This window comes from Mesorhizobium sp. BR1-1-2 (assembly GCF_020165435.1).
GTDB lineage: Bacteria > Pseudomonadota > Alphaproteobacteria > Rhizobiales > Rhizobiaceae > Mesorhizobium.
Genome location: NZ_JAIUID010000006.1, coordinates 454,422 through 472,518, shown reverse-complemented (window position 1 = coordinate 472,518; position 18,097 = coordinate 454,422). Strand labels below are relative to the sequence as shown.

The 18,097-nt window shown below is 63.3% G+C and carries 18 protein-coding genes, 1 tRNA gene and 1 pseudogene; 7 read left to right on the top strand and 13 right to left on the bottom strand.

All coding sequences use genetic code 11. From position 1 onward, the window contains the following. Positions 1-39: 39 nt before the first annotated feature. The 6 genes from LB551_RS17560 to LB551_RS17535 all read right to left on the bottom strand — a co-directional run bounded on the left by LB551_RS17560 (position 40) and on the right by LB551_RS17535 (position 7,585). Complete coding sequence (locus LB551_RS17560) at positions 40-1,002, bottom strand: 3-keto-5-aminohexanoate cleavage protein (RefSeq protein ID WP_224659988.1); 963 nt, start codon at positions 1,000-1,002, stop codon at positions 40-42. After that, the gene (locus LB551_RS17555) at positions 999-1,946 is read right to left on the bottom strand and encodes a 3-hydroxyacyl-CoA dehydrogenase (protein ID WP_224659987.1); all 948 of its coding nucleotides are present in this window, start codon (positions 1,944-1,946) and stop codon (positions 999-1,001) included. The genes LB551_RS17560 and LB551_RS17555 overlap by 4 nt, the downstream gene beginning before the upstream one ends. A gap of 10 nt (positions 1,947-1,956) precedes the next feature. Then, positions 1,957-2,763, bottom strand: coding sequence for an SDR family oxidoreductase (locus LB551_RS17550; protein WP_140551481.1), 807 nt, complete (start codon positions 2,761-2,763; stop codon positions 1,957-1,959). Between the two features lie 13 nt (positions 2,764-2,776). Beyond that, positions 2,777-4,843, bottom strand: coding sequence for an ABC transporter permease (locus LB551_RS17545; protein ID WP_224659986.1), 2,067 nt, complete (start codon positions 4,841-4,843; stop codon positions 2,777-2,779). Beyond that, the gene (locus tag LB551_RS17540; protein ID WP_224660004.1) at positions 4,840-6,381 is read right to left on the bottom strand and encodes a sugar ABC transporter ATP-binding protein; all 1,542 of its coding nucleotides are present in this window, start codon (positions 6,379-6,381) and stop codon (positions 4,840-4,842) included. Before LB551_RS17540 ends, LB551_RS17545 begins: the two co-directional genes overlap by 4 nt. 76 nt (positions 6,382-6,457) lie before the next feature. Beyond that, positions 6,458-7,585 carry a sugar ABC transporter substrate-binding protein gene (locus LB551_RS17535; RefSeq protein ID WP_140551479.1) on the bottom strand — a complete coding sequence of 376 codons (1,128 nt, stop codon included), beginning with the start codon at positions 7,583-7,585 and terminating at the stop codon, positions 6,458-6,460. 213 nt (positions 7,586-7,798) lie between these two features. Between LB551_RS17535 and LB551_RS17530 the strand changes: the two genes are divergently transcribed. Beyond that, positions 7,799-8,479 (top strand): GntR family transcriptional regulator, encoded by a 681-nt coding sequence (locus LB551_RS17530; protein ID WP_140551478.1) that lies wholly within the window; start codon positions 7,799-7,801, stop codon positions 8,477-8,479. Positions 8,480-8,522: 43 nt separating this feature from the next. Here LB551_RS17530 and LB551_RS17525 read toward each other — a convergent pair whose 3' ends face one another. Together LB551_RS17525 and tig are read right to left on the bottom strand one after the other, a co-directional pair. Beyond that, a complete protein-coding gene (locus LB551_RS17525; protein ID WP_224659985.1) occupies positions 8,523-9,041 on the bottom strand; it encodes a hypothetical protein in 519 nt (172 codons plus the stop codon). 163 nt (positions 9,042-9,204) lie between these two features. Further along, entirely contained in the window at positions 9,205-10,680 is a 1,476-nt protein-coding gene (gene tig, locus LB551_RS17520) for a trigger factor (RefSeq protein WP_140551476.1), read from the bottom strand. A gap of 456 nt (positions 10,681-11,136) precedes the next feature. Between tig and LB551_RS17515 the strand changes: the two genes are divergently transcribed. Then, a tRNA-Leu gene (locus tag LB551_RS17515) sits at positions 11,137-11,221 on the top strand. A 67-nt stretch (positions 11,222-11,288) separates the two neighbouring features. On the opposite strand, the gene LB551_RS17510 is transcribed toward LB551_RS17515, so the two are convergent. From LB551_RS17510 to LB551_RS17500, 3 genes are all read right to left on the bottom strand, one after another. Further along, complete coding sequence (locus tag LB551_RS17510) at positions 11,289-11,507, bottom strand: hypothetical protein (RefSeq protein ID WP_140551475.1); 219 nt, start codon at positions 11,505-11,507, stop codon at positions 11,289-11,291. A 205-nt stretch (positions 11,508-11,712) separates the two neighbouring features. Further along, a complete protein-coding gene (locus LB551_RS17505; protein ID WP_224659984.1) occupies positions 11,713-12,297 on the bottom strand; it encodes a GDYXXLXY domain-containing protein in 585 nt (194 codons plus the stop codon). After that, entirely contained in the window at positions 12,294-13,412 is a 1,119-nt protein-coding gene (locus tag LB551_RS17500) for a DUF2157 domain-containing protein (protein ID WP_224659983.1), read from the bottom strand. The genes LB551_RS17505 and LB551_RS17500 overlap by 4 nt, the downstream gene beginning before the upstream one ends. Positions 13,413-13,648: 236 nt before the next feature. Here LB551_RS17500 and LB551_RS17495 point away from each other — a divergent pair, with 236 nt between their 5' ends. The 5 genes and pseudogenes from LB551_RS17495 to LB551_RS17475 all read left to right on the top strand — a co-directional run. Beyond that, a complete protein-coding gene (locus tag LB551_RS17495; RefSeq protein ID WP_013531315.1) occupies positions 13,649-13,789 on the top strand; it encodes a DUF1127 domain-containing protein in 141 nt (46 codons plus the stop codon). A gap of 48 nt (positions 13,790-13,837) precedes the next feature. Continuing rightward, positions 13,838-13,978 (top strand): DUF1127 domain-containing protein, encoded by a 141-nt coding sequence (locus LB551_RS17490; RefSeq protein ID WP_013531314.1) that lies wholly within the window; start codon positions 13,838-13,840, stop codon positions 13,976-13,978. Positions 13,979-14,550: 572 nt separating this feature from the next. Beyond that, a complete protein-coding gene (gene trmFO / locus LB551_RS17485; RefSeq protein WP_224659982.1) occupies positions 14,551-15,960 on the top strand; it encodes a methylenetetrahydrofolate--tRNA-(uracil(54)-C(5))-methyltransferase (FADH(2)-oxidizing) TrmFO in 1,410 nt (469 codons plus the stop codon). Between the two features lie 68 nt (positions 15,961-16,028). Next, positions 16,029-16,331, top strand: a complete 303-nt coding sequence (locus tag LB551_RS17480; protein ID WP_224659981.1) for a type II toxin-antitoxin system ParD family antitoxin — start codon at positions 16,029-16,031, stop codon at positions 16,329-16,331. Next, a pseudogene (locus tag LB551_RS17475) lies at positions 16,303-16,533 on the top strand (type II toxin-antitoxin system RelE/ParE family toxin); the annotation flags it as partial. The gene LB551_RS17480 and the pseudogene LB551_RS17475, both read left to right, overlap by 29 nt. A gap of 117 nt (positions 16,534-16,650) precedes the next feature. Here LB551_RS17475 and LB551_RS17470 read toward each other — a convergent pair. After that, the gene (locus LB551_RS17470) at positions 16,651-17,601 is read right to left on the bottom strand and encodes a sterol desaturase family protein (RefSeq protein ID WP_224659980.1); all 951 of its coding nucleotides are present in this window, start codon (positions 17,599-17,601) and stop codon (positions 16,651-16,653) included. After that, positions 17,601-18,035 carry a type II secretion system protein gene (locus LB551_RS17465; RefSeq protein WP_224659979.1) on the bottom strand — a complete coding sequence of 145 codons (435 nt, stop codon included), beginning with the start codon at positions 18,033-18,035 and terminating at the stop codon, positions 17,601-17,603. The genes LB551_RS17470 and LB551_RS17465 overlap by 1 nt, the downstream gene beginning before the upstream one ends. Between the last annotated feature and the right edge of the window lie 62 nt (positions 18,036-18,097).

Here is an 18,097-nt window from a genome sequence, read left to right as displayed (position 1 = left end):
CGTCCTCCTCTTTGTTGGCTCGCGCGGCGATTGGCTGTGTCAGAAAGCGACCTTGTCGCCGCCCTTCAGCGACAGGATCTCGCGCGCTTCGTCCGGCGTTGCCACCTCCATGCCGAGCCCCTCGATGATCTTGCGCGCCAGCACGACCTGCTCGGAATTCGACTTGGCAAGCTTGCCCCTGCCGGCCCACAGGCTGTCCTCCAGCCCGACCCGGATGTTGCCGCCAAGCGCCGCCGACTGCGCGGCGATGCGTAACTGACTGGCGCCGGCTCCGAGCACCGACCAGCGGAACTGATCCCCGAACAGCCGGTCCGCTGTGCGCTTCATATGCGCGACATCCTCCGGATGCGTGCCGATGCCGCCCAGCAGCCCGAAAACCGACTGAACGAAGAAAGGCGGCTTCACCAGCCCGCGGTCGGCGAAATGGGCGAGATTGTAGAGATGGGCAATGTCGTAGCACTCGAACTCGAACCGCGTGCCATTATCGTAGCAGGTGGCAAGAATGTACTCGATATCCTTGAACGAGTTGCGGAAGACGAGATCGCGCGTCGCTTCCAGATGCGGCTTTTCCCAGTCGAACTTGAAGGTCTCGTATTTGTCAGCCAGATGGTAGAGCCCGAAATTGATCGAGCCCATATTGAGCGAGGCGACCTCCGGCTTGAACTGGGCGGCCGGGCGCACCCGCTCCTCGACCTTCATATAGGGGCTGCCGCCGGTGGTGATGTTGATGGCGGCATTGGTGCCTTGCTTGACGCGGGGCAGGAAACGGGCAAAGGCCTCCGGCGTCTGGTCGGGCTTGCCGGTCTCCGGATCGCGGGCATGCAGATGCAGGATCGCGGCGCCGGCTTCCGCGGCGGCGATCGCCTCCGAGGCGATCTGGTCCGGCGTGATCGGCAAATAGGGCGACATGGTCGGCGTGTGGATCGCCCCTGTCACCGCGCAGGTGATGATGACCTTGCCTCTGGCCGCCGTGGCGCCGGGCTTGCGGCTGGTTTCTTTCATTGTCCGAACTCCTGATCCGATTTCTTCTTGTGCGCCGCCAGCGCCATCAGCCGGCGATCCCGCCATACCTGCCGGTCGCCCAGCTTCTCCCTGGGCAAGCGCCTGCTACGCTCGGCCTCGACGGTTTCCATCACCTCGCCCGCCCAGTCGACGCGGCGCAGCATCTGCGGAAAAATATTGGAATAGATGCCCTGGTAGCGCTCGGCATAGTCGCGCACGCCGCCCGGTGCGTTAAGATCGATGGTCTCGAACGGCCCCATGAACGACCAGCGCAGCGCCAGCCCGTCGCGGATGCCGATATCGACATCCTCGACGCTGGCATAACCGTCGGCGACAAGCCGGAAAGCTTCCTCCAGCAGCGCCCCTTGCAGCCGGTTCATGATGAAGCCGTCGAGCTCGCGCTTCATCACCAGCGGCGCGTGGCCGGCATCGATGAGGAAGGCGCGCGTCCTTTCGAGCGTCTCGGCGGACGTCCACGGAGCCGGCACCACCTCCGCCGCCGGAATGAGATAGGGCGGGTTGATCGGATGCACGACCAGGCAGCGGTGCCGCCCTGGGAGATGATCGGTGAATCTCGACGGCAGCAGCGCCGAGGTGGAGCTGGCGATCACCGCGTGCGGGTCAGCGAGGAGGTCGATCCGCGAGAACACCTCGCGTTTCACGTCGAGGTTTTCCGGCGTGTTCTCCTGGATATGCACGGCACCGGCCAGCGCCGTTTCCATATCTCCCACGACGGCGATACGCTCGAGCACCGCGTGCGCGGACTGTCCGCGCAGCAGGTCGTTCGACGCGAGATCGCCGAGCACGCCTTCTATGTAGTCGCGTGCGCCGCCCGCCGCGGCAGGCGATTGATCCCACATCCGCACGTCATGGCCGGCGCGCGCGAAACTGATCGCCCAGGCCCGTCCGATGAACCCGCTTCCGACAATTGCAACCTTGGTCATGGCTTGCTCCTCAAAGCGTTTCGACGTTGCCGTCGACGCCGAGCGACTGGCCTGAAATGTTGATGCCCGCGTCGGACAGCAGGAAGGCGACCATCGAAGCCACGTCATAAGGGCTGGTCATGCGGCGCAACGAGATGTTCTGCAGATAGCGTTCGGTCATCTCCTGGTGGCTGACGCCGACCTGTTTGGCGCGTGCCGCGATGACGCTCTCGATACGCGGCCCCTCGATGATGCCCGGCAGGATGGCGTTGACCCTGATGCCGTGCGGCCCAAGCTCCTTGGCAAGGCTCTGCGTGAAGCCGATGACGCCGAACTTGGCCGCCGAATAGGGCGTGCGGAACGCATAGCCGTGGCGGCCGGCCGCCGACGACATCGAGACGATCGAACCGCCGCCGGCCGCCTTGATGAGCGGCACGGCGCGCCGTGCGCACAGGAACTGGCCGGTCAGGCCGATGTCGAGACAGCGCCGCCAGTCGGCCGGATCGATTTCGTCGACGCCGCCGGTCGGCCCGGCGATGCCGGCATTGTTGATCAGTGCGTCGAGGCCGCCCAGTTTCTCCTTCACCGCCTCGAACAGCCGGTCGACATCGTCGTCGCGCGACACGTCGGCCTTGACCGCTGCAACAAGCGTCATTTTCTGCGGGGCGGCCGCGAGGGCTTCGTCGGATACATCGCAGACGACGATGCGGGCACCGAGCCGCGACAGGGTTTCGGCAATGGCGAAGCCAATGCCTCCGGCGCCTGCCGTCACCAGGACACGTTGCCCTTTGAGCCCTGCCAGGAATTCGTCGGGCGATTTGGGTGCGCTCGTGCTCATCATTCCATTCCCTTCATTGAATGCGTCTTTCGCGCAGCGCCATGACGGCACCGAGCACCACCAGCCCGAACAGGATCGCCCGTGTGGCGTAGGGCAGCGTCGTGCCGGCCAGCAGCATCTGCAGCGCCGTCAAGAGCAGCACGCCGCCGAGCATGCCCAGATAATGGCCGCGTCCGCCGGTGATCAGCGCGCCGCCGACTACCACGACGGCGATGGACGGCAGGAGATAGTCGTCGCCCATGCCGAGGCTGGCCTGGCCGGAAAAGCCGGTCAGCATGACGCCGACGAGCGCCGCGCACAGCGCCGACAGAATATAGACGAAGATCAGCGTCCGTCCGACGGCGATGCCCGAAAGCTGGGCCGCGCGCGGGCTGTTGCCGATGCCGTAGACCTTGCGACCGAAGGCGGTGCGGCCGAGCAGCAGCACCGCAAGGACCACGAAGACGACCATGAACGGCACGACCGGCGTCGCCACCCATATCTTGCCGGTCATGAACCAGCGCAGCATCGGCGAGGAGAAGCCGGCTGGAGTGCCTTGCGAATAGAGAAGCGCGAAACCTTGCAGGATGCCGTTGGTGGCGAGCGTCATGACGATCGGCGAAATGCCGAGGAAAACGATGCCGATGCCGTTCGCCAGTCCGATAAGACAGGCGATGGCGAGCACCACCGGCATCGCATAGACGAGTGCCGCGTCCGATCCGTTGACCATGCCGGCAAGGAGGATGCCCGACAGGCCGATCGTCCACGGCACCGACAAGTCGAGCCCGCCGGTGAGGATGACGCTGCCCTGCCCGAGCGCAAGCACGGCGAGGAAACTCGACAGCACGAACAGCGAGTTCCAGTAGGTGGGATTGAAGATGGCCCGGCCGAGCCAGATCTGGGTGACGATCATGACGACGGCCAGGCAGACATAGGCCGGCAGCGCGTAGCGAAGCGCCTCGGCATTGCGCACGCGAAAGCCGGGCGCTTGTCCCGGAACGGCGGCCTTGTGTCCGAGGCGCAGCCTGCGGTCGGTTGGATCGAGCTGCGACGGCAGCATGCCGGCTCGCCAGGCGGCGAGCCGCGCGCGCAAGGCGCGAACCTGGTAAGCGAGCACGGAGCCATGCGACAGCGAGCCCGCGAGCACGGCAAGGATCAGGATGGTGCCCTCGGCGATAGTCGAATAATAGGCCGAAACGTTGAGCACGAGCAGGACGTTGACGACCATCATCAGGATGTAGGCGCCGAAGACGGTGCCGAACGGACCGCCCTGCCCGCCGCCGAGCCGCGTGCCGCCGACCACGACGGCGGCGAACATCGACAACAGCAGCGGATTGCCGACCAGCGGGTCGCCGCTGCCGGTCTGGGCGCTGATGAACACGCCGGCAAGCCCGTAGCAGCCGCCGGCGATGACATAGACGAAAAAGCGCACGAGGACGACGCGCACGCCGACCGCGGCAGCGGCGTCCGGATCGCTGCCGACCGCGTAGAGCGCAGTGCCGAACCGTGTGCCCTTCAGCCAGAACCATGCCAGCAGGACCACGCCGATGACGACCAGCGGCATGGGCAACCAGCCCGGGATCGCGTCGCCGAGATAGAAAGCGCCGAGATCGGGCGAGACGAAGCCGCCGGGCTTGTCCATGACCAGCAGTGTGATGCCTTGCAAGATGAACATGGTCGACAGCGTGACGACGATGGGCTGCATACGCAGCACCGCGATGAAGAAGCCGTTAAACGCCCCGACGAGCATGCCGACGCCAATGCCGGCCAGCGTCCATAGCCAGACGCTCGTTCCGGTCGCCATCGGATCCATCGACGTGGCCAGCACCACATTGACCAGCGAAACCACGGCGCCCGCCGACAGGTCGAAGCCGCCGGACAGGATGACGATGGTCTGGCCCATCGCGGCCAGCGCCGAGGTGGCGCCGCCGCTCGACAGGAACGAGATGTCGAAATAGGTGAGCCGCCCGGCGCTGATCAGGTCGACGACGACGAGCAGCACTGCAAAGACGATCGCCGCGATAATAGCGCCGCGATGCCGCGCCAGGAGGCGCACCAGAAATCCGGCCTGTCCGGTTGTTAACGAACCGACCGCGCTCACTGTGCCGCCTCCAGCATATTGCCGCCATGTCCCAGCGCCGGCCGCATGATCGCGCTCTCGGTGATCTCGTCGCCGGCGAGCTCGGCCACCAACCGTCCGTCATAGAGAACGAGCACGCGGTCGCATTGATGGACGAGTTCGGGAATTTCGGTCGAATGCAGCAGGATCGACCCGCCGGCCGCCACATAGTCGCGCATCATCACGTAGAGCTCGTGCTTGGTGCCCACATCGATGCCGCGGGTCGGATCGAAGAGCAGCAGGATGCGGCTTTCGGCAACCAGCCATTTGGCGATGGCGATCTTCTGCTGGTTGCCGCCGGAAAAGGCGCCTGCCCTTGTCCACAGCGCACGCTTGTCCACCTCGACCGTCGAGAAGGCCGCCTGCACGGCGCGCGCTTCCTCCTCCTCGCGGATCAAGCCGAGCCGGGTGAAGCGGCCGACCACCGGCAGCGATGCGTTCTGCCGACCCGACAATTTCAGGAACAGGCCTTCGGTCTTGCGATCCTCCGGCACCAGCCCGATCGCCATGTTGGGTCTCAGCGCATCGGCCGGCGAGCCGAGCCACACTTTGCGGCCGTCGACCATGACGTGGCCGCGTTCGATCTCGGCCATGCCGAAGCAGGCAAGGAACAGGTCTAGCTGGCCCATGCCCTGAAGTCCGGCGATGCCGAGGATTTCGCCCTTGCGCAAGTCGAAACTGGCGCCGTCGAGTTTTCTGCCCGCCTTGAGATCGCGCACGCCGAGCACCGGCGGACCGAAGACCGCCGCACCCTCGGGCTTTGGCGGAAAGGTCTGCGCGAGGGCGCGACCGATGATCTTCTCGATCACATCCTCGTCCGAGATGTCGGCCACCGGTGCAGTGACGATGTGGCGCCCATTCCGAAGGATGGTCAAGGTATCGCAGAAAGCTCGCACCTCGCGCATGCGGTGGGTGATGAAAACCACCGTCGTTCCGGCGGCCTTGAGCCGCGCGATGATCGTTCCCAACCATTCGACGTCGCCGCCCGAAAGCGTCGAGGTCGGCTCGTCCAGCAGCAGGATGCGCGGGTTCCGGTAAACGGCGCGCGCGATCTCGATCTTCTGGCGGACTGCGAGATCGAGCGTCGCAACCTCGGCGTCGAGATCGACCGAAAAACCGAGATCGGCAATGTGCCGGCCAACCGCCTTGCGCGCGGCCGACCGCCTGATCAATCCGGTCGGGCCGGATGGCGCATAGGGCAGCAGCATATTGTCGAGAACGCTGAGGTCGCGGACCAGCGTCATCTCCTGGAACGCGGTCTGCACCCCGCGATCGTGCGCGGCGCGCGGCGAACCGAGCGCGGCCGGCGCGCCAAGGATGCTGATCTGGCCCTGATCGGGCCGCACCAGCCCCGATAGGAGCTTGACCAGCGTCGACTTGCCGGCGCCGTTCTCTCCCAGCAAGGCGTGCACGCTGCCGGGCGCGATCGCGAAGGAGACGTCGTCAAGCGCGACGGTCGCTCCAAACGCCTTGCGGATGCCGTTGACGGCAATAGCCGGCACATGCGTTGTTGAAGTCATCATTCCCGGTTCCGGCATGCCATGCCTGCATGCGCGTGGGGCCACACAGCGCCCCACGCGCACGGACTGCTGAAGCTTACTCTTCGGGTTGGCCGACGAGCGCCGCGTTGAGACCGATCTCGGGCGTCTGGTCGGAGAAGATCGACGCGAACCAGCCTGGGTTGGAAACCAGCGACGGTTTGAAGGTGTTGCATCCGGCCTTCATTTCGGCCCAAGTGCCCTCGTTGCAAAGCTTGATCGTCTCGTTGGTGACGACCGGCAGCGGCAGGATCGTCGCTTTAGGCACATCCTTGCCCTCGACCGCCTCGATGGCGAGCTTCAAGGCGAGCGCGCCGGAATAAGGCGGCGAGGCATAGGAAATGCGCGGCGCGCCGAGCGGCGCGTAGGGAGAAGCAGCGCCCTCGACCTCCGTGCCTTCCGGCAGCATCTGGATGCGGCCGCCATTGGAGCCTTCGCCGGCGCAAGGCAGAAGCTCGCTGGCCTTCTTGCCCGCCTCGAGCTGCATCGAATTGGCGGTGAAGCAGCCGACCTGCATCCACAGCCCGTTGATATCGCTCCAGTTGCGCGTGGCGAGAATCTTGGAAAGTTCGGTGCGGGCGACCGCCTGGCTCCACATGCCGACAGCCTCGCCGACGATCTTGATGTCGGGGTACTTGGCGAAAACCTCCTTGGCGGCCTTCGTCCGTTGGTCATCGACGGATGTTCCGGGAACGCCCGTGACGGCGATGATGTTGCCCTTGCCATTGAGCTTCTTCACGAGCCATTCGGCGGTCACCCGGCCCGCTTCCAACTGGTCGATATGGACGTTGTAGGCGCAGGGTTCCGTGATCTCGGCGTCGTAGGCGAAGACCTTGACCCCCTTGTCGCAGGCATTCTTCACGACCTGATTGAGCGCGGTCGGCGAGATCGGATAGACGACGATCGCCTCGGCGCCGCTTTGCACCATGGCGTTGATCTGCTGGATCTGGCGTTGCGCATTGGGCCCGGCGACCTGGACTTGCAGGTCGACCTTGTCGGCAAGGCTTTTGTGAGCGGCCATGGCCTTGACCATGTTGGCCGCCTCGGCCTGCCAATCGTTGCCGATGTAGCTCATGCTGAGAAAAATCTTGTGTTTTTCGGCGGCCTCGGCCGCGGAGATGCCAAAAGCGCAGACAGCCATGCCGGCCAGCAGCGCAAGCCGCCGGGCTTTCAATCCGATACCCATATGAAACTCCTCCCGATCCGAACGATCGGATGCCTCCCAAGGGCACGAGACGTGACCTTGCCATCCGATATGGCAACCGTACCACCATTTGATCAAAGATCAATGATGAAATATGCTCAAGACAGGCGACGGCCGGGCGCTTGACGCCGCAGCCGGAAGCCTGCATTCCGGATACGGGCTATGGCGCAGCTTGCGCGGGAAGGTTGAGGGGAGATGGCTGGAGCGGCGTTCAGGAAGCCGGGTGTCGAGATCGCGCCCCTGTCCAAGGAGACCTTGCAGGACAGGGTCTATCGCCATGTCACCGAACTGATCCTCGACGGCAGCATCGTGCCGGGCGAGATGGTAACGGTGCAAAGCCTCGCCGACGCTTTCGGCGTCAGTCCGATGCCGGTCAGGGAGGCGCTGCGGCGGCTGACCGCAGCCAACGCGCTGATGGTGGTTTCAGGCCGCTCGATCGGCATTCCCGCACTCAGCCGCGCACGCCTCGTCGATCTGAGAAACGTCCGCTTCGAGATCGAAGCGATCGCCGCCGCATGGGCGGCCGAGCGCATGGACGAACAAGCCATCGCCCGGCTGCGCCAGCATCTGGACGAACTCGAACAGGCCAACGCGGCGGGAGACGTCAAGTCCTATCTGCGCGCCAACTACGCCTTTCATTTTTCCATCTACCGGGCGGCCGGCTCCGAGAATATTCTCAACATCATCGAGAACCTGTGGCTCCAGATCAGCCCTTATTTCAACATGCTGCACGATTCCGGAAACTATTCGACCGCCAATGCGCACCATCAGGAGATGTTCGCCGCGTTGCGTGACCGGGACGCGGAAGCGGTCAAGGCCGCGGTCCGCGCCGACATCGACGCCGCCTTCGACGTTCTGGTCGGCTTGCTGAAATAGCCAAACGGGTTCCGTCGGCGCCCGAAGCGCGCAGCGGACACGTTCAAGGCATAGCGGCGTTGCAACTGCCGGCTAGCTGGCTGACCGCTTCATCGACGCCGGTCAAGTCGAAATCGGCCTGGCCGCGTCCCGACAGCAGCCCGAAGCGCCACGAAAGTTGGAGCCGGTTCGCGGCGGCAAGGCGCTTTATGCCGTCGGCGCCATCGCGCACCAGCATGCGGCCGCGCGGGCCGACCAACCAGCTCTCGTCGAACTTGTTGTCGTCGTCGACGGTGACCGACATGGTGATCTTGCGATTGGCCGAGACGGTGTCGTTCAATTGCAGCCATTCGGTCCAGCGCGGTTGGCTGTCCGGGCGACAGGCGATGGTCAGGATCGGGCTATAGCTCAGGGCGCCACCGCCGGTGATCAGCTTGTTGGTGGCATGGACCGAAGCCGTGACGAGGCCGTCATCGTCCGTGCCGATGCGCCAGGTGCCGGCATCGGCCTGGGCAAAATCGCAGGCAAAGGCCAGGGCGATCGCCAAGGCGACCACGCGTCGCGTTTCGAAGAATAGGCTCAACCGCCCCTCCAACAACCCTGTGGTTTGCAGCAGAAGCGCAGATAGTGATCAATGCTTGGTATCGACAATGGTCACCATCCGCGAAACGGATCGGCTGTTGCAGTTTCGCAACGAAAAAGGCCGCCTCAAGGGGCGGCCTTCGTCAGTTCCATCAAGTCGGGATTTATTCGGCGTCCTTCGCGGCCTTTTTCTTCGGCGCCGCCTTCTTCTTCGGCTCTTCCGCGTCGTCGCTCTTCTTGTCTTCAGTCTTCTTCGACGCGGCCTTCTTCGCCGGCTTCGCCTTGGTCGCGGTCTCGGCTTCCTCGTCGTCCGCCATCAGCTCTTCCTTGCTGACCTTGACGTCGGTGACCGAGATCTGCCCGAGCAGGTGATCGACGACCTTCTCCTCGAACATCGGCGCGCGCAGCGCATTCAGCGCCTCGGGATTGTTGCGGTAGAACTCGAAGGCTTCCTGCTGCTGGTTGGCCGGGAAGCGGCGAACCTGCTCGAACAGGCCGCGCTGCAATTCCTCGTCCGAGACGGTGACGCCGGCCTTCTCGCCGATCTCGGCCAGCACGAGGCCAAGGCGCACGCGGCGCTCGGCGAGCCGCATATATTCGGCGCGGGCTTCTTCCTCGGTCGTCTCTTCATCGGCGAAGGTGCGGCCGGCCGCTTCCAGATCGCGGTTGACCTGCGCCCAGATGTTGTTGAACTCGGCCTCGACGAGCTTCGACGGCGCCTCGAACGAATAGGCCGCATCGAGCTGGTCGAGCAGCTGGCGCTTGACCTTCTGGCGCGTCATCGAGCCGAACTGGCTCTCTATCTGGCCGCGCACGATCTCGCGCAGACGTTCCAGCGACTCCAGACCGAGATTCTTCGCGGTCTCGTCATTGATTTCCAGCTCACCCGGCTTGGACACTTCCTTGACCGTGACGTCGAAGGTCGCTTCCTTGCCGGCCAGATGCGCCGCCTGGTAGTTTTCCGGGAAGGTCACGGTGACCTGCTTCTCGTCGCCCGCCTTGCTGCCGATGAGCTGATCCTCGAAGCCCGGAATGAATTCCTTGGAGCCAAGCACCAGCGGCTGATCGGTGCCGGCGCCGCCGGCAAAGGCCTCGCCGTCGATCTTGCCGACATAGTCGATGCTGACGCGGTCGCCTTCGGCCGCCTTGCCGGTCTTCGGCTCGTAGCTGCGCGCCGATTCAGCGACGCGCTTGACCTGCTCGTCGATCTCGGCCTCAGGCACGTCGAACACCTGGCGTGTCACCTTGATGTCGGAAAAATCCTTGATCTCGATGGCCGGGATGATCTCGTAATTGAGACGGAATTCGAAGTCGGCGCCGCCGGCCAGGATCTTCTCGGCTTCCTTCTCGTCCTCGGTCATGATGACTTCGGGCTGCATGGCGGCTTTTTCGCCGCGGCCCGAAATGATCGACCGGGTCGAATCGTTGAGGATCTCGTTGACCACCTCGGCCATGAACGACTTGCCATAGACCTTGCGCAGGTGCTGCACCGGCACCTTGCCGGGACGGAAGCCGTTGATGCGAACCTTGTTCCTGGCGTCGGTCAACCGCGCCATCAGCTTGGCTTCCATGTCACCGGCCGGCACGGTGATCTTGATCTCGCGCTTGAGACCGGAATTAAGTGTTTCGGTGACCTGCATCGTAAAACCTTTGTTTCCACCAATGAGGCTGCCAAACGGCTCTCCGCCGTTCACAGCCTGCCGGTATAATCTTGCCGGGAATGGCTTTTGGTACGGAACCTGGCGATTTGACCGGAAATACGGCTCAAACTCTTCCAAACTGCGTTCCAAAATGTGAATAAGTCTTTGTTTTTCCTACTTCTTATCACATTTTGCAGAAGCGGATCGTCGCGTCCCGTCACATTCGACACGCCTTTTGTCACAGGCGAGGCCAATTTTCAACCATCTTCGCGTTTAGGCGAATAACCATCATTTCGGCCCTGACATTGACAGAATGATGGCTATCGCCGGAACCATGCGGACGTGACGAACCGGCAGGGATGGCGGCCGCCGCGATGTTCAGGGAACGATGCGGTATCTCACCTCAGTCCCAAGACCTCGACAAGTCCGGCGAGGCTCTGCTACAGCCCGCCTGAGGCGCGTGTGGTGGAACTGGTAGACACAGCAGGTTTAGGTCCTGCCGCCGCAAGGCTTGGGGGTTCGAGTCCCTTCACGCGCACCACTGAATGCCGGCATGACGATGTTTCGCGGCTAGTCCGCGGCGCCCGGCAAAAAATCAGGAAACCGTCTTAGGCGAGCTTCTTGATGCGCCCCTTGTCGAGGCGGAAGATGCCGTCATTGCCGCCTTGGCGCTGGAAATCATCCTGCAATTCGTCCCATGTGCCAAGATACTGGCCGCAGTCGTCACACCGGATGCTGGTCGAAGGTTCGGCATCGGCAGGAATCCGCAGTCTTATCGTGCCGCAAAAGGGGCACTCCAACTGGTGGTCCAAGTACCCCGTCGCCATCGGCTTCCATCTTTCTGAATGCCACCGCCAGCGTTGAGCGTATACCCATCATGCAACACAATCCAGTGGCGAGACGCGAATGCCGGAAATTGCCCCTGAGATCGATCGACGTTCAGGACGTTCCAGCCATTCCAAGGCGTGAGCTTCGAGGCCGCGCCGCCCTTGGCTCTTCAAGCCATGGATGGCGGCCACCCCGTAGCACACCTTAATATAACGGCTCCTGAAACAGCGTCCTGTCGCCGTCCACCAGCGCCTTGATCTGGGCGGTGCCGTCGCGGGCCAGCGCAAGACGGATGCCGAACGGGCGCACCCGCATGTCGTTCTGGATTGCCGTCCCCTCGCCTTCCGGCAGGTAGAACCGTTCGATGCCGTAATCCGGCGCGATCGTCATTCCCTCGCCGCGAAGATCCCAGCCTTCGGCGACATGACCGCGAATGTCGGCCTCGTCGGCACCGGCCGGTGTCGGCGCCGTGCCGAACCAGGCAGTGCTCGGCGTCCAGTAGCCGTCGGCGTCCTTCTTCAGGCGGACGACGATCGAGGTGTCGTCGCTGGAGAGTTTTCCGGGCGGGATGTTGGCGATCATCTTCACCGGTATGCGCGAGATGTCGTAGCCGAGCATCACATAGTCGCCGCGAAGCAGGTCGCGCGGATCGACCGGCTCGATCTTCAGCAGCACGTCCTTGCCATTGCGCAGGATCGCCGCCCGGCCGGCGATGATCCAGCCCAGGAAGCCGACCTGGACGAGCGCTAGCACCAACGCCGAGATAACAAGCCTCTTTCCGGTGATCATGCCGTGGCTCCTCCGGTGGCCGGACCCTTCATGCGTTTCTCCACGCGGATGATGACGATCGCAAGGATGCCAAGCAGCACCGCCGCGGCAAGGAAGAAGCCGGCCGTGTCGAGCATCGATTGCAGGGTCACGACATAGATCATGGCGAGTTCGAAGGCGAAGCCGAGATAGGCAAGCCAGCGCAGGCCACGGCTCTCGCGCCCTGCGAGCACAATGGCGGCGACGATGCCGGCCAGCGCGACGACCGAGGCAATGGCGAAACCGCTGTTATAGCTGCTTTCGTCGGCCAGTTCGAACTGGATGATGGCCAGCCCGGTGAGGAAGCCAAGCAGGGCATGCAGCGGCAAGCGGCCGCCAAGCTGCACGATCCGCTCGACCGGTTCCGGCGCGAAGACGGCGGCCACGAACAACAATACCGACACGACGACCAGCGGGATCGCCACCGGCAGCGTCTCGTGATCCACGGCGACCAGCACAAGATAGAAGAGCAGCGACAGGATGATCAGGTGCCGCGCCGCCTGGCTGCGGGTCCAGAATGAAACGGCGAACAGCACGACGGCCATGACGAGGAAGAGATGCGGAAATTCGCTGCGGTTGAAATAGTCGAACCCTTTCAGGAATAGCCAGGCGTCGGCGATGCCGACCGAAGCGACGGTCAGCGGATTTGACCGCAGCGCCACCGCCGCCAATGCGGTGCCGGCGCCCCAGGTGATCAAGGCCGAGGCCTCGTCGCCCGACAGATGGTACATCTGGCCGATCAGCGCGATCGAACCGCCGAAAGCAGCCGCCGCCACGATCCACAGAGCCTCGCCGATCGCCGCATGGTCGCGCGTCTTCAGCACAGCACCGCCGACATAGCCGCCAAGGATGACGGCAAAGAGCGCGGCCACCCGCGCCAGCCGCGGAATGGCTTCCCAGTTGGCGGCGACGAAGATCAGGATGGCCGCGCCGAACAGCAGCGCCGCCATCATCGCCAGGATCGAACCGAAGCTCAACGACTGGCGCGCGTTGGCCTCGACGTCGCGCCTCAATGCATCGGCCGTCGGGGCGTCGATCAGTCCGGCCTCGAACCATCGCGCAATGTCCGACCTGACCCGTGTCGCGTAGCCCGCCATGTCTTCCCCCCGCTGCTTGGTCGGTTTTTCAGCTGGAGCTGCCAAACCGTTGACGTCACGGCACTTTCTGATTCTGGCTTCTTTGTGTCAGCTCCGTGAAGGCTTGTTAATGTTGCATTGCACAATTTGCATTGCTGCCATGCAGCCATAGCGCTTTTAAATCGATATGAGCCCGCCTATTTATGGTTCGTACACAAACGGAATGATCCGCAAGAAAAGACGAAACGAGAACTACCATGAACCTGATCCGCAACTACCGCAACTGGCGCCGCTACCGGGACACCGTTTCCGAGCTGAGCCGCCTGAGCAACCGTGAACTGACCGACCTCGGCATCAGCCGCAGCGACATTCCTTACGTCGCTCGCAAGGCGGTCTAATCCTTCGGACCGCGAATGGTCCGAACCAGTTTTGAGAAGAGCATGACAATGAACCTGATCCGCAACTATCGTAACTGGCGCGTTTATCGCGAGACGGTTACCGAGCTGGGTCGCCTTTCCAACCGCCAGCTGCATGATCTCGGCATCGTCCGCGACGAAATCAAGATCATCGCTCGCCAGGCGATCTAACCAACGGAATTTCGCCAGGGTCGACCTCCTCCCCGACCCTGACGAATACGGTCACCCCTTACCTCCTCCCAAGGGTTGACCACCAAAACGGCGCCCGCCGCACCTCCTCCCGCGGCGGGCGTTGTTTCCCCGGAGCAAAATGAATTTTGCTCCAGAGGGTTTGCCCCCTTTCAAATGGCAAAAAGAATTTCGTCAGAGCCGACCTCCTCCCCGGCGATGACGAATAGGCCCAACCTTCACCTCCTCCCGAAGGTTGGCCACCCAAACGGCGCCCGCCGCACCTCCTCCCGCGGCGGGCGTTGTTTCCCCGGAGCAAAATGAATTTTGCTCCAGAGGGCTTTGCCCCCTTCCAAAATGGCAAAACGAATTTCGTCAGAGCCGACCTCCTCCCCGGCGATGACGAATATGGTCGGCCTTCACCTCCTCCCGAGGGTCGACCCCAAAAACGACACCCGCCGGACCTCCTCCCCCGGCGGGTGTTGTTGTTTTCAGGGGCAGCTTTCGCCGTCACGGCCACGTCGCCCCAGGCGCGGCAATTGCAATCGTTCCCCCAAGCGATTATTCCGGCGCTCATGAGCAAAAATCCCATCCACATCGTCGGCGGCGGCCTCGCCGGATCGGAAGCCGCATGGCAGGCGGCCCAAGCCGGCGTTCCCGTTGTGCTGCATGAAATGCGGCCCGTTCGCGGCACCGAGGCGCACAAGACCGAGGGCCTGGCCGAACTCGTCTGTTCCAATTCTTTCCGCTCCGACGACGCCGAGAACAACGCCGTCGGTCTTTTGCATGCCGAAATGCGGCTGGCCGGGTCGCTGATCATGAGCGCCGGCGACGCCAACCAGGTGCCGGCCGGCGGCGCGCTGGCCGTGGACCGCGACGGATTTTCCGACGCGGTGACGGCCAGGATCGAGGCACATCCGCTGATCTCCATCCAGCGCGAGGAAGTTCCCGGCTTGCCGCCGGTCGAATGGGACCAGGCCGTCATCGCCACCGGCCCGCTGACCGCACCCTCGCTCGCACAGTCGATTGCCGAAGCGACGGGCGCCGATGCGCTCGCCTTCTTCGATGCGATCGCGCCGATCATCCATTTCGACACGATCGACATGGACACCTGCTGGTTCCAGTCCCGCTACGACAAGGTTGGGCCCGGCGGCACCGGCAAGGACTACATCAACTGCCCCATGGACAAGGACCAGTATCTTGCCTTCGTGCAGGCACTGGTGGACGGCCAGAAAACCGAATTCAAGCAATGGGAAGGCACACCCTATTTCGACGGCTGCCTGCCAATCGAAATCATGGCCGAGCGTGGCGTCGAGACGCTGCGCTACGGGCCGATGAAGCCGATGGGCCTCACCAATGCGCACAATCCGACCGTCAAGGCCTATGCCGTCGTGCAACTGCGGCAGGACAATGCGCTGGGCACGCTCTACAACATGGTCGGCTTTCAGACCAAATTGAAGCATGCCGAGCAGGTGCGCATTTTCCGCACGATTCCTGGCTTGGAGAACGCCGAATTCGCCCGCCTCGGCGGCCTGCATCGCAATACCTACATCAACTCGCCGACCTTGCTCGACGGCTCGCTGCAGCTGAAGTCGCGCCCCGGCTTGCGTTTCGCCGGCCAGATCACTGGTTGCGAAGGCTATGTCGAAAGCGCCGCCATCGGCCTGCTGGCCGGCCGCTTCGCCGCCGCCGAGCGGCTCGGCCACGCGCCGTCGCTGCCGCCACTCACCACGGCGTTCGGAGCGCTGCTCAACCACATCACCGGCGGTCATATTGTTTCGGATGACGAGCCGGGAAAGCGCTCTTTCCAGCCGATGAACGTCAATTTCGGACTGTTCCCGCCTGTCGAGGTGGTGAAGATCGAAGGCAAACGCCTGCGCGGCAAGGACAAGACAGTTGCCAAAAGGCACGCGATCACGTCGCGTGCTCTGGGTGATTGCCGGCAATGGCTGGGGTTGCCGGCGCAAGCTCAAGCGGCGGAATAACCTTTCAGATTGGCCTGCCGCGGGAAAGTAGGATAGTATCCTACTCGCTCGATCATGGGAGTCATCGCATGGAACCAGCCGAGAAACTGTCCGTCACCGTCACGCCCGCCATGGCGCGCATGATCCGCGAAAAAGTCGAGGACGGTTCCTTCGGCTCGGCGAGCGAAGTCATCCGCGCTGCGCTTCGCGCTTTCCAGCGCGAAGAGGACGAGCATGCCGAACGCATGGCGTCGATCCGGGCGCGCGTGAAGGCGTCGATCGAGGACACGAGGCCGGGTGTTCCATTGGACGAAGCGGTCGAGAGAATAAAAACGCGAATCTCGAAGCTGGCGAGAGAGAGCGATGATCCAGCGTCTCGCCGTCATTCTTAACGAAGAGGCGCTCGCCGATCTGAATTCGATTGCCAGCTATATTCTCGACCAGAGCGGAAGCGAGCACATCGCCATTCAATTTGTCGACCGAATCAAAGTGCGTTGTCAAAACATCGGCAACGCACCTCGTGGCGGTCGCCTACACGACGACATCGTGCCGGGACTGCGAACCGTTCCGTTCGAGCACTCCGCCGTCATAGCCTATGTAATCGAGAGCGACATCATTCGCATCGTCAACATCTTCTACGGCGGCCGCGACTACGAGACATTGATACGAGATGGCGGATCAGGCCCTTCCCAAGATTGGCCCACGAAACAGCTACTCCGCCGGCCGGGCGCCCGCCATCGGCAGTCCCGGCTTCCCCGCCTCGCCAGGATTTCGCCTGACATAGGCTGCTTTCAGGCTCTCGGAGGTTTCGCGCGAGCCGTCATGGCTCCAGCCGGGCGGCTTGATCAGGTAATTCAGCCGGTCGCTCAGGGTCAGATCAGGTGCGAAGGCATCCCTGAACATGCCGATCCATTCGTGGAAAGCCACTTTCAGCGGATTGAAGGTGCCAAGGTTTTTCACGATGCCGTAGCGCGGCCGATCCTCTTCCAACTCCTCGACGAAGGTGCCGAACATCCGGTCCCAGATGATCAGCGTGCCGGCGTAGTTGGCGTCGAGGTAGCGCGGATTGGTGGCGTGGTGGACGCGGTGATGCGAGGGCGTGTTGAAGACGAATTCGAACCAGCCCCACGTCTTGCCGATCGTCTCGGTGTGGATCCAGAACTGCCAGACCAGGTTGAAGCCGAAGGTGAAGGCAATCACCGCCGGATGGAAGCCGAGCAGTACCAGCGGCGCCTGCAGCACGAACATGAAGGTGAACAGGCCCGTCCAGCTCTGCCTGAGTGCCGTCGACAGATTGTAGTGCTGGCTGGAATGGTGGTTGACGTGCTCGGCCCACACCCAACGCACCCGATGCGCGATGCGGTGGTAGACATAATAGCGCAAATCATCGAGCAGGAAGGCCGCCAGGAACACCCAGATCGACAGGCCGAGGTCGAAGAAACGGAACTGCCAGAGCCACAGCAGCGCCCAGTAGGAGACGACGCCGAGCAGCAGCCCGGCAACGACATTGCCGGTGCCCATCATCAGGCTGGTCAGCGTGTCGCGCGTCTCGAACGAGCCCTTGGCCCGGCCGGTACGCACCAGCCACAGCTCGATCAGGATCGCTGCGACGAAGAACGGGATGGCAAGCTGCGTGACCTGCGGAAAATTGTAGTCGTCCATCACGCCGCCCTCTTCGTCGAACTCACATGCTGCGGCTGAAGAACTCTTAGCACAGCGTGCGCGTCGGCAGCGTTGGCGAAGGCGAAGCGGCCGCCTTTCCAGGTGAAATCGGCAAGGCGCAGCGCAATCGTGCCGGCACCATCGTAACTCCGTGCCAATACATCGCGCGGCGTGACGATACGCGTCAGGAAACGGTCTCCGATGCTCTGGACGATGCCGAGGCGCCCGCGCCCGAGTTCCAGGAACGCGGTCCGGCCATCGGATGTGAGGCGGATGGCGGCCGCCGGTTCATCCGGAAAATCCTCGGCAAAACGCTCTCGCGCCTGCTCCGCATCGGCCAGCCTGGCCTCGCGGCTGCCGCCGGTGAAATGAACGGCGGCGACCGACAGCGCGATGCCGAATACGACGATCACGACCAGCACGGGCAGGCTCATGGACAGGCGTCTCCTCCATCCGGCCTGTTGTCTTGGCAACAGTTCCCGGTCGAGCGATTCCT